The following is a 14,432-nucleotide window of genomic DNA, read 5'->3' as shown; positions in this document are numbered from 1 at the left end:
AAGGATTCTCAACGATGACCTTCGACTTTAATATCTTTGCCGGGCAGCCACTGCTGCCAACCATCTGGTTCGTCGCTATCGGTATTTTCTGGATTGGCTACCTTATCCTCGACAGTTTCGATTTGGGCGTAGGCATGCTCATGAGCGTCTTCGCCAAAAACGAGAAAGAGCGACGCCTGCTTCTGAACACGATCGGTCCCGTATGGGATGGTAACGAAGTCTGGCTCGTTACCGGTGGTGCTGCTACCTTCGCGGCGTTTCCGTTATGGTACGCATCCCTCTTCTCGGCACTATATATTCCGTTAACGTTCGTGTTGCTAGCACTGATCTTCCGCGTGATCGCTATTGAGTATCGCGGCAAGAAAAACGATGAACGATGGATTCGCGGTTGGACTATCGCTCTCTCGCTATCATCATTCTTTATCGCTTTACTGGTAGGTGCGCTTCTTGCGCTGACCTCCATCGGCTTACCAATTAATGCCAACGGTGACCGTGTAGGCGGTGCCTTCGCTTGGGCCTCCTGGCCCGTGCTTCTAGGCGGTCTCTCTCTTGTAGGGTTTGCCCTCGTGCAAGGACTTGCCTTTGTTGCCTTGAAAACCGATGGAGATATACGCCACCGCGCACGCACCGCCCTGGTGCGTTGGCTTCCGCTTCTGCTCTTGCCTATCGTGCTCTGGGTACTGTATATGCAGGTTACAACCGGTAACGGTATTTCCTGGCTATGCACTATTCTTGCCGTATTTGCAGTGCTCTTTGCGTGGATAAGCGCCCGAAGCTCACGCGAAGGCCGTGCCTTCGCAGGGCTGAGCCTCTTCATGGCTTTTGGTGCGCTGGCGATTTTCACCGCTCTTTTCCCCAACGTACTACCTTCAACCTTGGACGCGGCTCATTCGCTCACCATTGCAAACGCCTCAAGCTCGGAGTACACACTCGGAGTTATGAGCGTTGTGAGTGGATTTGGATTGCCCGTTATTATCGTGTACCAAATCTGGACATACTGGGTGTTCCGCAAGCGTTTGCGCGTTGAAAATATCCCCGATGCCCACGATGCTAGCGAGCTGGTGACGCACCCTAACAGGGCGTCATAGCCGAGAACATACCCGGTAATTGGGAGGGGACAGGAGTATTTCCGGTGCTTTCAGCAACATATGAAGGCACCGGAAATACTTTAAAACCGAAAGCAGACAAGCCCGCCACCAGTGTCTAAACTAGGAAACACACCGGAGAAAATATCCACACTCACTTTAGCGGTAGGGAAGGAACGAGACGTGAGCCCACGCGCCAATAAAACACAGCGCAACAACGATAAACGTCCTCCGCTAGGACCAGACGCCCGTAAAAACCTGGGGGTTTTCGGGCTTATCACCGGGATACACACACTGGCAACCGTGATCTTCAGCGCGGCGCTCGCATCCCTCATTGCCCGAGCAGCCCAGGCCGGATTTATCGCACTCACCGCCGAGCACGAGCATCTAAAGGCTGCCAGCGATCCAGAAACCTATCGCGCTCTCATCGAATTCTCGGGTAACTCACAAGCGAAACTCGACAGTACCAATGGGTGGCTTCTAGGGCTAGGCAATCTTCTTGGCACTGGAAACGCCATAACATGGGGGCTAATCGTTACGGCGCTGATAGCGCTTGCTGTACGGGCGGGTGCCGATTATGCGCTGTCCGTAAGTGCTCAGCGTGCAGCCGTAGGAGCCAAAGCAAGTATCCGCCAAAAACTTGTGCATCGTGTCTTAGCCACAGGAGGGGCAGATACCCCTGAAGGTACAGGCGCAACCGCCGTTCTGCTGGCGCGGGGACTGAACGCGCTCGATGATTACTACACTAAAACCCTGACCGCCTTTGTCTCGGTCGCCATAGTGCCCGTTCTGCTGTGGCTTATTGTGCTCTCACTGGATATCACAAGTGCCCTCGTCCTAGCGTGCACCCTGCCGCTTATTCCCATCTTCATGATACTTATCGGTAAAACTACACGTGAAGATACAGCCGCCGCTCAAGCCGAGCTGCACCGTCTATCAGACCATATTCTTGAACTCATCCGTGGGCTGCCCGTGTTGATTGGGCTGGGGCGTGAACGTGCACAAACTCGTGCCCTTAGGAAGCTGGGTGAACAATACCGCGAACGTACCATGCAGACGCTTCGCAGCGCATTTATGTCTTCGCTCGCTTTAGAACTTATCACGACCATCTCGGTGGCACTGATCGCCGTGCTCATTGGCGTGCGCCTGGTACAGGGCACACTCGGACTCGATACCGCAATCCTTGTACTCCTGCTTGCTCCTGAATGCTACCAGCCTTTGCGTGATGTAGGTGCAGCCTACCACCAGTCTGAAGACGGCATAGCCGCACTTCGGTCTGTACGTACAGTCCTTGATACTCCCGTACCAGAAGCCTCTGCGGATGCTTCCTGCGAAAAGGTATCGACGATTCCCGAAACACCCGAGCACCTTGTGGTTGAGAACCTCTCGGTCACATACCCCGGACGTACACAGATCTTAGACTCAGTAAACCTGAATATTCCACGTACTTCGAAGCGCCCAAGCGCGGCAGGAAAACAGCGCGGAGCGTTAGTAGGCATTCTGGGAGCATCAGGATGCGGTAAATCAACGCTCCTCGGAGTACTTTCCGGGAGCGTCCGCGACGGACTGGTACCAACCGGCGCATCCGAGCCGATTAAGGTAACCGGACGCATTATAGGTGCCGGAAACACCCTGAGTATTCCGCAGAATCCTATTTTCGCCGCCCCCACGGTCCTGCACGAGATGGCGCTCTATACCTTCAGCACCGATCGCAGCGAAGAGGACTATGCGGCTAAACTTCTCACGGGGGAAACACAGATACGCCCCTCAGATCGTGAACGCCTAGAGAACTATCTGTGGAAGCTTGGGCTCGAAAACCTGAGCGAGCTCAGCCCCGAATCGCTCAGCGCGGGTCAAGCGCGCAGGTTGGCGTGCGCCCGCATCTTAGCTCGCATTGATGCCCTCCACCGTGCAGCTGATCACCATCAAAATCTCCAGATTACCGTTCTAGTAGATGAACCTACCGCCCATCTGGACGCACACGCCGCCCACCTTGTAACTCAGTCCCTGGACGCACTCGCAGAACGCGGAGTAACCGTTCTAATCGTGACCCATGAAACGGAACTTACCGAGTACTGCGATAGTGTGGTGCGGGCATCGGTGGTAGTCGAGGGAGCGCATGCGGAATCACCGCATGAGCAGACATATCGGTGGAGCATCGCCCGGAACGAGGCACCTAAGATTATCCCGACTGCAGACCAGCAGAAGCAGGACTCAGCCGATACCTTTGCTGAGCATCGCCCAACGTTACACAACGCTCCTGAAAAGATGGTTCGAGAAAACACAGAACATGCTGTCGGAGTCGTGAAAACCCTCAAAACACTGCGGAATCTTACGGGACTAGGCATATTACAGGGACTGCCGCCGGTAATTCTTGCCGCTCTCACCTCCCTTGCCGCAATTTCTCTGACCGCGCTCTCAGGATGGCTTATCGTGCGTGCAGCCGAAGGCCCAGCCATGATGTTCCTTATGGTAGCTATCGTGGGCGTGCGCTTCTTTGGGCTAGGGCGTGCCTGTGCTCGATATGCCGAGCGTTTGCTCACCCACGCCAAAGTCTTAACCGCAGCGAATACTCTGCGTGTACGCGCGTGGACCGGTGTCTATCTTGATATTGGCAGTGTGCGTGCCCTACTTCGCGGTGACGCCCTGCTGGAAAGGCTTATTGGCGGAATAGATGAGCTACGCGACAGCATTCCGCGTGTTCTTATTCCACCTGCCGCACATATACTTGTGATGGTAACAGCCCTAATAACCACCATTGTTGTGCTACCTCAGGCTATTGTTCCTGTAGCGCTCGCAGCCTTGACATCAACAATTCTTGTGCCATGGGTTGTTACGCGCGCGGACGCTCACGCTGAGGAAACCACACGGGAAAGTACTGCGGAGCTTCTGCGTTTAGGCACCGGTGTGCTGAGCGCTGCAGAAGATATTCGCGCTAACGGGGCTGCGCCGAGCATTGAGATTGCTACAACACGTTTGAATGACCGCAACGTTGCCGCATTGACTCGCACCTCGTATGCCCAAGGCCTTGGTAGGGCGCTTGTGACCCTGAGCTGGTTCGGAGCAGCACTGTGGTGCGCAATTATTGCGTATCCGTTAGCGATATCGGGAACGGTAGGTGCCCCAGAATCTGCCGCCGTAGTTCTCATGTGTACGGCAATGATAGAAAGTTCCGTGCAGCATATAGAAGCGGTGCGTTCCTGGTCTTCTTTCGCCACCCTGTTGGCACAGATTGCTCCCGGTATTGCGGACGAAAATAGTGTTTCAGACCTTGAGAAACAGGATACATATCATGTTGGGTGTGTTCGCGAACCTCAGGGGCAGGAACCTGCTCTTGAACTTGTTGATGCTGCCGCTCGGTGGCCGAGCATGGACAAGCCTGTTTTTGAGCATCTCAACGCTACGGCGCATACCGGAAAGTGGACGGGAATTACCGGTCCCTCAGGTTCGGGTAAGAGCACCGTGCTGGCGACTCTTTTGGGGTTCCTGCCGTTGGAAGCTGGCGAAATTCGCTCCTACGGAAAAGCGCTGGGGAACGATCAGCTTCGAGGGTATGCGGCATGGTGCCCACAGGCTGCGCATATTTTTGAATCTACTCTTGAAGGCAATTTACTCTTGGCACGCGATCGTGCTGATCACCCGAGCGAAGAACAAATGATAAGGGTCCTGCAACGTGTAGGTTTGGGGGAGTGGTACAGCACCCTGCCGGAAGGTCTGCACACCCGTGTTGGTGCTGGCGGTGGGTTCCTTTCAGGAGGCCAGCGGCAACGTCTTGCGGTGGCTCGTGCCCTGCTCGTGGAATCCCCGGTACTTCTGCTGGATGAGCCTACCGCGCATTTGGATTCTGAATCAGCTGCGGCGCTTATGGTTGATCTGGATACAGCAACCCGCACCAGCGGAATGGCAACTGTTTTGGTCTCGCACCGCCCTGAAGACATTGCCCGCTGCGATGCGGTTGTTACATTGGAATAGGTCTATACATGACGGTGTGAGGGGTTTCAAGAAATGTTAGAACCCGTTTTAGACGTCTTGAGAAGCGTAAGCTTTTGGAAGGATGAAGCTTACGCTCTATGTGCGTCAAGCCAGTTAGATTGCTTTTACCATAATCAGACAGGGAGTATCTTCGCCCCACAAGTCTGTCTCTTCAAGAGGCAAAAACCCTACAGCTTTATAGAAATTTCGGGTGCGTTGGTACGGTTCGTTGAAAAAAGATTCTCCAAGCGTCTTTACCTGTATCAGCCTGATACCACGGTTACGTGCCTCTTCTTCGAATGCATTTATTAGGGAAGTACCAATTCCGTATCTGTGAAAGGCAGCATCTACTGCCAGCAAATGAATTTCTGCCTCAACCGGGTAGTGCTGGACGATAAGCATGATACCCACAATTTCGTGGGTTTCTGGATGAGTTACCGTCCACGTTTCCAGTCGTTCAGCATCATGTATGTATTCGGCATTAGACTCTTCACGTCCAAACCATTCAGGCAGGGTCTTGAGGATACGTGCCACCGCTTGAGGGTTATGAGCGGTTTGAGTTGCAGGGAGCCAGGGGATAGTCATGACTGTTTCCTTAAAAATTATGTTTTATGGGTGATAAAAATAGCCGTGTTCACACTGCGGGGTGTGACACGAATACATGGAACGGAATCGTCATAAGACGATAACTAAACAGTCATGAGACGAGCATACCTGATGAATATGACGGAATGAAACTTTCAGATGCTAGGCTGAGTTTGTACGTATTTCCACGTCAGAGAGCGAGGGCATCATGATTGACGAAACAATGAAAACACTTACCGAAGAATTAATTTCACGCGGTACCAGCTACGATATTGATTTTCTGAAGCGAGTGTATGCCGATAACCTAAAATTTGTGCGGATTCTACCGGATAATACCGTGCAGATTCTCTCGAAACAGGACAACATCGATTTCTTTCAAGCCCTCAAAGACAGCGGCGCCGCACCCCTGAACACAGGGCACACCATACTTTTTGCCGATTCTGACGGTGAAATTGGAACTATTGTGCTCAAACGCAGGATGAGTCAGGGCTCGCAGGAGCAGGATTTTCTATTCACTATCACCTGGAAAAAGCGCGACAAACACTGGCAGATTGTTCAAGAAATCGTGGCGGTACTGAGCGAGTAAACAGCGTGCGCCTTAAAAGCAGGTTGCGGTGATAATACCTCACCGCAACCATTGTCGAACTATTAGGAATCTTCGTCGTTCAGATACGACTGAGCCACCTCATAGAGCTCAGGAAAATCTGGGGAAACACGTTTCCAAGCCTCAAAAGCCTGGTCATTGTGCCCCATCTGCTGGTACAAAACGCCTAAATTCAGCTGTGCTCGCGCATACTGATCGGGAACACTGGCAGGTATTTTCTGATAGGTACTTAGAGCCGTGGTCAAGTTACCATGCAGGTGCAGGAGCACGGCGCTATTGAACTGTGCCATGGAATAGTGCAGAACATCTATTTTAGGAACTTTGCTGTATGCCGCTAAAGCAGACTCATCCTGCTCTAAAGCCTCGTGCACAGATCCGATATTGTACTGTGCTACGGCATAGGGCTGAGTCTCACTTTCGGGAACCTTCTGCCATGCCTTAATGGCCTGCTCATGCTGGCCTTGACCATCGTAGACAATGCCTATATTTACATGCGCGATGGCGTATTGATCGGGAACACTTTCAGGTACTTTCTCCCATGCTTCACATGCCTGATCGAGCAGACCCTGTTCGTAGTATTGTGCGCCAAGATCTACCTGTTCCTGGGCGTAGCGTTGCATCTCTGCATGAGGCTGATCGACCATGATTTCCTTTCCTGCACCAGGTGTTGATAAGCACCTAATTTGCCGGGGCTTGCCTTCAAGCAAAAACTGTTTTCTCTAACTATACGGGAAGGAGCCTCAGCGCGAAGATAAGCGCATCCCTCATATCCTAACCGCCGAAGGGGTTCATGCTAGGCGCAGCGTTCAGACGGCAACAGATTTCTGCATCAGGATATCCGTCTGCTGATCGTTACCCAGCTGAAAAATATGCGTACCGAAGGCGGTGAACCCGTTTTTCTCGTAGAAACGCAGGGCTCGATGATTATGTTCCCAAACCCCTAGCCACACGTAGCTTGCCTTTCGACCTTGTGCCACACTCAAGGCGTGATGGTAGAGGGCCTGCCCAACACCGTTTCCGTGATAGTTGCTCAGCACGTAGATACGCTCAATTTCGAGCGCGTCCGCCGCCTGCGGTTCGGTTTGTGCGTGTACAGTATTGAGCTTGAGGTAACCCACGACGTGCCCGTTTACCTCGGCAGCGTAGAAGAATGAATTAGGGTTGCTGAGCTCCCGGGTGAGCTGATCTTCTGAGAACCGTTCCGCAAGGTAGCGATCCATATCTTCGGCTTTATTTGCCTCTGAAAATGTTTCGGTGAACGTATCACGGGCAATGCCGCGCAGAATCGAGACATCAGTGATAGTGAGGGAGGTAATCCTCACGTTATCTTAGCCTTCCTGCTTTTGCCCGTTATTCTGCTTCTTCTGCTCAGAGGGCTTTTCTTGGTTCTTGGCGCTCTCGTCCTGTTGCTCGGTTTCGCCGCTATCCTTGGTTTTTTCTTGGTTCTCGGCGATGATGCTCAGGTTGGTTTGTGCCATCTCGTACTGCTCCGAAGCAGACTCGGGAATATTCTTCCAGACGGCAACTGCCTCGTCCGTTTCACCCAGTTTGTAGTAGGCCCCGCCAATATTGAATTGGGCTTTGTAGAAGTGCTCAGAAGTATCCTTGGGAACACGTTCCCAAGCCACTAGGGCATCATCGATATTGCCCTGTTCTTCGTAGATAAGTCCGGTATTGTATTGGGCTACGGCGTAGGGTTCGGAGGCGCTGGCAGGAATACGCTCCCAAGCCTCGACTGCTTTCGTCGGTTTGCCCTGCTCCACATATGAAGTACCGATATTGTACTGTGCCGAAGCGTAACGTTCCGGTAAGCTCTCGGGTACACGCTCCCACGCGGCAATAGCCTGTTCTAGCTTTCCTTGGCTGTCGTATACCATGCCCAGATTCATCTGCGCGGTCGCGTACTGCTCGGGAATATCGGCAGAAACGGTCTCCCAAAGTTCGAGAGCCTGCTCTGTCTTGCCTTGGTTGTAATAGGTTACACCCAAGTTGTTGAGAGCCATTGCGTACTGGTCAGGAACGGTGCTGGGTACCTGCTGGTAGGTTTCAGATGCCTGTTCGGCTTTACCCTGCCCTTCGTAGAGCACGCCCAGATTGTTGAGTGCTTTCGCGTATTTTGCGGGGGCGGCATCGGGGACGTTCTTGTAGGCTTCAGCGGCCTCGTCCATTTTGCCCTGCTGTGTGTAGGTGGCACCCAGGTTATATTGCGCGTGCGCATAAAGATTAGTGACATCCTTGGGAACACGCTGGTAAGCTTCAATAGCTTCATCAATGTTGTTTTGTTGCGAATAGGTTACGCCCAGGTTGAACTGCGCCATCGCGTACTGCTTTGGAGCAGCAGAGGGAATATTCTTCCACGCTTCAAGAGCTTTATCAGTTTCGCCCTGTTTAATATAGGCAGAGGCAAGGTTATTGTGCGCCTTGGCGTATAGTTCGGGAACATCTTTGGGAATGCGATTCCAGGCTTCGACCGCCTGCTCTACCTTGCCCTGGTCTCGGTAAACAATACCGAGATTGTTTTGGGCTGTTGCGTAGGCTTGCGGGTTCTCGTCGGCAGAAATCGTGCTCAGCACGTCAATAGCTTTATCGAAAGCACCAGCTTTGTAGTGCTCCTTGCTCAGGTTAAGACGCTCCTGCACGGTCATCTGCTCTAACGGGTTCTCTGCTTCGGTCACGGTGATCTCCATAGGCGGTGTCTGTGGAATTTCGGGCAGGGAACAAGGCTCTGCCTGAAACGCATATATATAAGAGTAACGGTGTGCAACCTCTGTGTGAAGTTTGACGCCCCCGTAGAAAGATGAAGATTAGAATAAGTTTTTGCCGGTAGACATCATGTTTTCATGTGGAGGAAGAACCCTCGTGCAGGCTCCGTGCTCCTTTACTCCTTGTTTCTAAATGGGTTTTGAGAGATACGAACCTTGCTCTCCTTGCCGTTTCGATCAAGCAGGATGCGGAAGTGGTCTTGGTACTTCGCCGCGCCGGGGGAGAGATAGACTTCATCGATATGTGGCAGTACAGGCTCCTCATACTCGACGTACATCCACTGTTTTTCCCAGTCGTGACGGATTTTTTCATCATGAAGATGAGTAATGTACATGATCCGACATTCCTGTTCCTCCTGAAAGGCAATATGTTTAACTAAATATTGCAAAGGGAGAAGGATAAACCGGACGGTTTTAAGAATCTGTTGCTTTTCTTCTTCGGTGTAGGAAAAATCTTTTGAAAATACTTTTTCAAGTATGCGTAGTATAGATGTATTGTCATCAAATAGATATTTTTTAAAATTTTTCTCTTTTTCTAGTATTAAATCTTGATATTTTTCCCATTCTTCCTCCGCTTTTCTTCTGTTATTACGGTAGAAGGTTGATTTATCCCGTCGAGCAAGTGTTAAATATCCAGTTTCGGGGTCTAGATAAATGCACCGGTATAGTTTACATTTTTCTACAAAGAAGGTCTTGTCATTCTTTTTTGGCTGTTTTTTTGTTTTGCTAGTTTTGTTTGGTTCTTCCATAAGCGATGCGTTGTCTGAGGAAGGGTTGGTGATAAACCCTAAATGGTCTAAGTGAATATTGAAGAAATCCTTATTGAAAACTAAACTTATACCCGTTGCTTCCAAGCCATCCTCTTTCCCATAGAGGCGAAATTGGTTAAGGCTGTCATGATTAAAGGTGAAACAGCTAATGAAAGTTGCGGTCTTGTTTATGTGTATAGTCTCTGAGATACCTTGTTGATCCCAATATTTCCCTAGAATCAGTCCTTCTGTCGGGTCGTTAACTCCACGAATAGTACTGAGCCGGAAATTTGACGGTTTCTCATTGTTTTTCTCGTCTCCAAATAGGTTAAAAGCTGTTGATGCTCGGCTGTAATGTGAAACCTTTGATTCAAAATCTAGGTCTATTTGAAGAGAAGTTAGAATTTTGTCGGTATTCGCGGCTAGCTCATGAAGCTTTTTATATAAGGACTTAGGGCAATCAAGGATTCTCCGGGCACGTTCAGACTCGTAGTAAAGGAGATTCCGTGCATTGCGGTATGCTTCTTTTCCTTGCTTATAGTTTCCTCTTTGTGTAAAAACATCACCTAAAGTAAATTGGGCAACAGCGTAAAGCTCAGGGTTATCTTCACAACGGATATTTGACCACGCTGTGATAGCATCTTCCAGGTTTTCTGGGTTTTCTTTGTGAGCGGTCCCAAGATTGAACTGAGCCTTAGCGTAGACTTCGGGGTCATCATTGCGGTGTACGTTTGACCACGCTGTGATAGCATCTTCCAGGTTTTCTGGGTTTTCTTTGTGAGCGGTCCCAAGATTGAACTGAGCCTTAGCGTAGACTTCGGGGTCATCATTGCGGTGTACGTTTGACCACGCTGTGATAGCACTATCCAGATTCCCCAGCTCTTTATAAGCGAGCCCAAGGCCGAGCTGTGCCCAAGCGTAGACTTCGGGGCCATCATTGCGGTGTACATTTGACCACGCTGTGATAGCACTATCCAGATTCCCCAGCTCTTTATAAGCGAGCCCAATATTTAGTTGTGATTGGGCATAGGTTGTGGAACTATCTTTACGGCGTACGTTTGACCACGCAGCTATAGCATTTTCAAGGTTTCCCTCACATTGATAGACCATGCCAAAGCAGAGTTGTGCTCCAGCGTACGCTTCGGGATTATCTTCATAGCGAATATTCGACCATGCAATGGTGGCAGTTTTAAGGTCTCCTATGTCTTTATAAATAAGTCCGAGATTTAGTTGTGCTCCAGCATATATCTCGGGGTTATCCTCGCGACGGATCCTTGACCATACGTTAATAGCCTCATCAAATCTGCCCTGTTCGAGGTAGGACATTCCGAGGCCAAGCCGTTCTAGGGTGCTCATCGGTTCATGGGGCTTATTTGGTTCGGTCACGCCTGTTTCTCCTTGACGCAGTGGTTAGAAAAGTCCAAAGCCTTTGGTCTCACCTAAAACTTCACATTAAAGGTAGCAGTGCTGCCCCCGCCTGCGCAGGAGCAACGCTGTGGGCAGCTAGTGTTTATTCACCAGAGCAAGGTTACGTTGAGCTTCGGCGTAGGACTGCGGGTTGTCTTCTTCGCGGGTGATCTTTGACCAGGCGGTAATAGCTTCATCCAGCTTGCCTGATTCGGCATAGGCGGCTCCGAGGTTGAGCTGTGCCCGTGCGTAGGTTTTGGAGTCGGCTTCTTCGTGGCGGATCTTTGACCACACGGCAATAGCCTCATCAAATTTGCCATCTTTGTAGCGGCTTCTTCCAAGGTCAAGCCGCTCTTGCGCGGTCATCTGTTCCAGGGGCTTATTCGGTGTTGCCACGTTTTTCTCCTCGGGGCTAGTTAGATAAAACTTATGTGTTACCTAAAATCTCACTTTTAAAGGTAGCAGTGTTGCCTCTTATGCAGAGGTAACACTGCATTATTCCCCACAAAAGAATAAAAAAATAACAATAGTGGCATGTCAGCACAAAGCTAGAACAACTTTTCCCCGTCAGACGCCATTTTTGCTTGCTCAGTGATAGCCGCATAGTTAGGGCCTACCGCGCCGATCGCCTGGGTAAGGGGCACACCCGAACCGTCACGTGAACCGTGCTCGGTCGGCAGGGAGCGTGCTACACCGCCCGGTGTGCCAGCCTTTGCGGGGCCAACGCCAACCCACGCCAGAGCCAGCTTCGACTCTCCCGTTAAGAAACGATGCGCCCGCACACCGCCGGTCGCGCGACCCTTCTGCGGGTACTCCGCCAGGGGAGTGACCTTCGCACTCGCCATACCATCCTGCCCGTTCGTGACGGTCACAACCTCTGCGGCAGAACCCGGGGCGGTCACGCCGAGCGCAATTACCGCATCCTGCGCACCCAGCTTAATACCGGCGATACCGCCGCCCGCGCGACCCTGCGGACGAACCTTCGCAGCATCGAAGGTCAGAAGTTTCGCCTCTTGGGTGACTAGCGTTAGGGCATTATCGTCGGAAGAGCACACGGTTGCGGTAATAACCGTATCCTTTGGTTTGAGCTTGATAACGTCCCACTCCGTCTGATTCAGCGGATACTCCGGGTTCACGCGCTTAATCACGCCGTTTGCCGTTGCCAGCGCAAGTACCTCATTCAACGGCACAAGCCCCACCAGCTTCTCACCCTTTGCTAGGGCAACAACCTCGGTAGCTTTGATGCCCGTGGTCAATACGGGAGTTCCCGAAGAATCATCGAACACCACCAAATCCATGACCGACAGGCGCACCATGCGCCCCGTAGAGGTCACCGCACCAATCTCGCCCCGCGCCGTCGTAGGAACAATAGAGGTGAAGACGTCATGTTTAATGCGTTTGCCCGGATCAACTAGAGCCTCACGCATTGGTTTACCCACCGTGCGCCCCATTATGCCGGAAGCCGTCAGCAGCACCCAACAGGGCTCATCGGCAATTTCAAGCGCCAACCCGAGGCTCTTCTTCGCCTTTGAGGCACCGTTTGAGACAGCCTCAATCGCAGACTGCATATCGTCTTTCGTCTTCAAAACGGTACGGCGATCGTTGCCGTACTTCTCGGCAACCTCGGCAAGCTCGTCAGATACCAGCTCACGCAGCGCAGAATCGGAACCCAAAATTCGCTCCAGCTCAGCAATCTCCTGGCGCAACTTATCGCGCTCGGCCTCAAGCTCAATACGGGAATACTTTGTAAGCTGGCGCAGACGCAACTCAAGAATATAGTTCGCCTGAACCTCCGTCAGATCGAAGACCGCCATCAGCTTCTCACGAGCTTGCGCGGTTTCATCCGAAGACCGAATAATCTCAATAACTTCGTCAATATCAACAATGGCAATCAACAGACCATCCACCAAATGCAGACGATCCTTATGCTTACCCAGACGGAATTCGGTGCGGCGGCGCACCACCGACAGGCGATGATCGATATACACCCGCAGAAGATCAAGTAGCCCCAAGGTCTGCGGCTGCCCATTCACCAGCGCCACATTATTGATGCCGAAAGAATCCTCCAACGGCGTGTGCTTATACAGCGAGGCCAGCACAGCCTGCGGATTAAAACCGTTCTTAATCTCGATAACAAGGCGCAGCCCGTGCTTACGGTCGGTCAAATCGACCACATCAGAAATACCGGTTAGCTTCTTAGCGTTAACGCCGTCCTTGATCTTTTCAATAACCTTTTCCGGGCCCACCATATACGGCAGCTCAGTCACCACAATGCCCTGTTTACGGGGAGTCACCTGCTCAATAGAGACTTTCGCACGGGTCTTGAACGTGCCGCGCCCGCTTTCGTAGGCATCCTTAATGCCGCTCAATCCCACAATCGTGCCGCCGCTGGGCAGATCGGGGCCGGGAATGAACTTCATAATCTCTTTGAGCGTGGCATCAGGGTGCGCAATCAAATGCCGCGTACCCGCAATAACCTCGCGCAGGTTATGCGGAGCCATGTTCGTTGCCATACCCACCGCGATGCCGGTTGTACCGTTGACCAACAGGTTAGGGAACGCCGCTGGCAGCACGCCCGGCTGCATGAACTGGTTATCGTAGTTCGGCACAAAATCAACAACGTCTTCGTCAAGATCCGCAGTCAGCGCCGTCGCTGCGGGGGCCATACGTGCCTCCGTATAGCGGGCAGCCGCCGGGCCGTCGTCAAGCGAACCAAAGTTGCCGTGCCCATCTACCAGCGGCAGGCGCATCGCAAAAGACTGCGCCAAACGTACCATCGCATCGTAAATAGCGGCGTCGCCGTGTGGGTGCAGTTTACCCATGACCTCGCCGGTCACACGGGCACTCTTCACATGCCCCTTATCCGGGCGCAGCCCCATCTGCTGCATCATGTAGAGGATGCGCCGCTGCACCGGTTTCAGCCCGTCACGCGCATCTGGCAGAGCACGCGAATAAATAACCGAGTAGGAGTACTCCAAAAAGCTGGATTCCATCTCGGCAGAGACATCAATATCGACAATATTTTCGACAATATCAACCGGGTAATCTTCAACGGCGGACTTGCTGCGGCGTGCCATTTCTCTCCTTGAGGCGCACAATAATGCGCCCAATGTGGGGTGGGCGTATTCGTAATTCTATTCTACAGGTAGCGCAGAAAAATCCGCCCAAATGCCCGTCAAAGTAGCACAGGCGGCATGTAAAGCACTAAGGTATAAACTACAGTGTCTAACAACGGCACTACACATGCGCACACGAATCTGCCTTATTA

At 51.9% G+C, this 14,432-nt stretch carries 10 protein-coding genes; 3 read left to right on the top strand and 7 right to left on the bottom strand.

Annotation, left to right across the window (positions count from 1 at the left end):
* The first annotated feature begins 14 nt into the window (after window positions 1–14).
* Both cydB and cydC read left to right on the top strand, forming a co-directional pair.
* Window positions 15–1,088: a cytochrome d ubiquinol oxidase subunit II gene (gene cydB / locus HMPREF2981_RS09835; RefSeq protein ID WP_070662728.1), complete on the top strand. Its 1,074-nt coding sequence runs from the start codon at window positions 15–17 to the stop codon at window positions 1,086–1,088.
* A 180-nt stretch (window positions 1,089–1,268) separates the two neighbouring features.
* Window positions 1,269–5,057 (top strand): thiol reductant ABC exporter subunit CydC, encoded by a 3,789-nt coding sequence (gene cydC, locus HMPREF2981_RS09830; protein ID WP_246825453.1) that lies wholly within the window; start codon window positions 1,269–1,271, stop codon window positions 5,055–5,057.
* A 114-nt stretch (window positions 5,058–5,171) separates the two neighbouring features.
* On the opposite strand, the gene HMPREF2981_RS09825 is transcribed toward cydC, so the two are convergent.
* The gene (locus HMPREF2981_RS09825) at window positions 5,172–5,642 is read right to left on the bottom strand and encodes a GNAT family N-acetyltransferase (RefSeq protein ID WP_013398913.1); all 471 of its coding nucleotides are present in this window, start codon (window positions 5,640–5,642) and stop codon (window positions 5,172–5,174) included.
* Window positions 5,643–5,850: 208 nt separating this feature from the next.
* Between HMPREF2981_RS09825 and HMPREF2981_RS09820 the strand changes: the two genes are divergently transcribed.
* Window positions 5,851–6,228, top strand: coding sequence for a nuclear transport factor 2 family protein (locus HMPREF2981_RS09820; RefSeq protein WP_070662725.1), 378 nt, complete (start codon window positions 5,851–5,853; stop codon window positions 6,226–6,228).
* Window positions 6,229–6,290: 62 nt separating this feature from the next.
* Here HMPREF2981_RS09820 and HMPREF2981_RS09815 read toward each other — a convergent pair whose 3' ends face one another.
* The 6 genes from HMPREF2981_RS09815 to HMPREF2981_RS09790 form a co-directional block, all read right to left on the bottom strand.
* Window positions 6,291–6,890, bottom strand: coding sequence for a tetratricopeptide repeat protein (locus HMPREF2981_RS09815; RefSeq protein WP_004004469.1), 600 nt, complete (start codon window positions 6,888–6,890; stop codon window positions 6,291–6,293).
* A gap of 162 nt (window positions 6,891–7,052) precedes the next feature.
* Window positions 7,053–7,568 (bottom strand): GNAT family N-acetyltransferase, encoded by a 516-nt coding sequence (locus HMPREF2981_RS09810; RefSeq protein WP_070662722.1) that lies wholly within the window; start codon window positions 7,566–7,568, stop codon window positions 7,053–7,055.
* Window positions 7,569–7,574: 6 nt separating this feature from the next.
* Entirely contained in the window at window positions 7,575–8,921 is a 1,347-nt protein-coding gene (locus HMPREF2981_RS09805) for a tetratricopeptide repeat protein (RefSeq protein ID WP_246825452.1), read from the bottom strand.
* A gap of 203 nt (window positions 8,922–9,124) precedes the next feature.
* On the bottom strand, window positions 9,125–11,143 hold the full coding sequence (locus tag HMPREF2981_RS09800; protein WP_083313889.1) for a tetratricopeptide repeat protein: 2,019 nt from the start codon (window positions 11,141–11,143) through the stop codon (window positions 9,125–9,127).
* Between the two features lie 117 nt (window positions 11,144–11,260).
* On the bottom strand, window positions 11,261–11,560 hold the full coding sequence (locus HMPREF2981_RS09795) for a tetratricopeptide repeat protein (RefSeq protein WP_070662717.1): 300 nt from the start codon (window positions 11,558–11,560) through the stop codon (window positions 11,261–11,263).
* Window positions 11,561–11,712: 152 nt separating this feature from the next.
* On the bottom strand, window positions 11,713–14,241 hold the full coding sequence (locus tag HMPREF2981_RS09790; protein ID WP_070662715.1) for a DNA gyrase/topoisomerase IV subunit A: 2,529 nt from the start codon (window positions 14,239–14,241) through the stop codon (window positions 11,713–11,715).
* Between the last annotated feature and the right edge of the window lie 191 nt (window positions 14,242–14,432).

The organism is Rothia sp. HMSC069C01, assembly GCF_001814655.1.
Lineage (GTDB): Bacteria > Actinomycetota > Actinomycetes > Actinomycetales > Micrococcaceae > Rothia > Rothia dentocariosa.
This window is presented reverse-complemented; position numbering and strand designations above follow the sequence as displayed.

What these genes read in the sequence shown, in the direction of transcription:
- HMPREF2981_RS09790 (WP_070662715.1), bottom strand. Translation starts at nt 14,241, where the DNA reads ATGGCACGCCGCAGCAAGTCCGCCGTTGAAGATTACCCGGTTGATATT.
- HMPREF2981_RS09820 (WP_070662725.1), top strand. Translation starts at nt 5,851, where the DNA reads ATGATTGACGAAACAATGAAAACACTTACCGAAGAATTAATTTCACGC.
- HMPREF2981_RS09825 (WP_013398913.1), bottom strand. Translation starts at nt 5,642, where the DNA reads ATGACTATCCCCTGGCTCCCTGCAACTCAAACCGCTCATAACCCTCAA.
- cydB (WP_070662728.1), top strand. Translation starts at nt 15, where the DNA reads ATGACCTTCGACTTTAATATCTTTGCCGGGCAGCCACTGCTGCCAACC.
- HMPREF2981_RS09815 (WP_004004469.1), bottom strand. Translation starts at nt 6,890, where the DNA reads ATGGTCGATCAGCCTCATGCAGAGATGCAACGCTACGCCCAGGAACAG.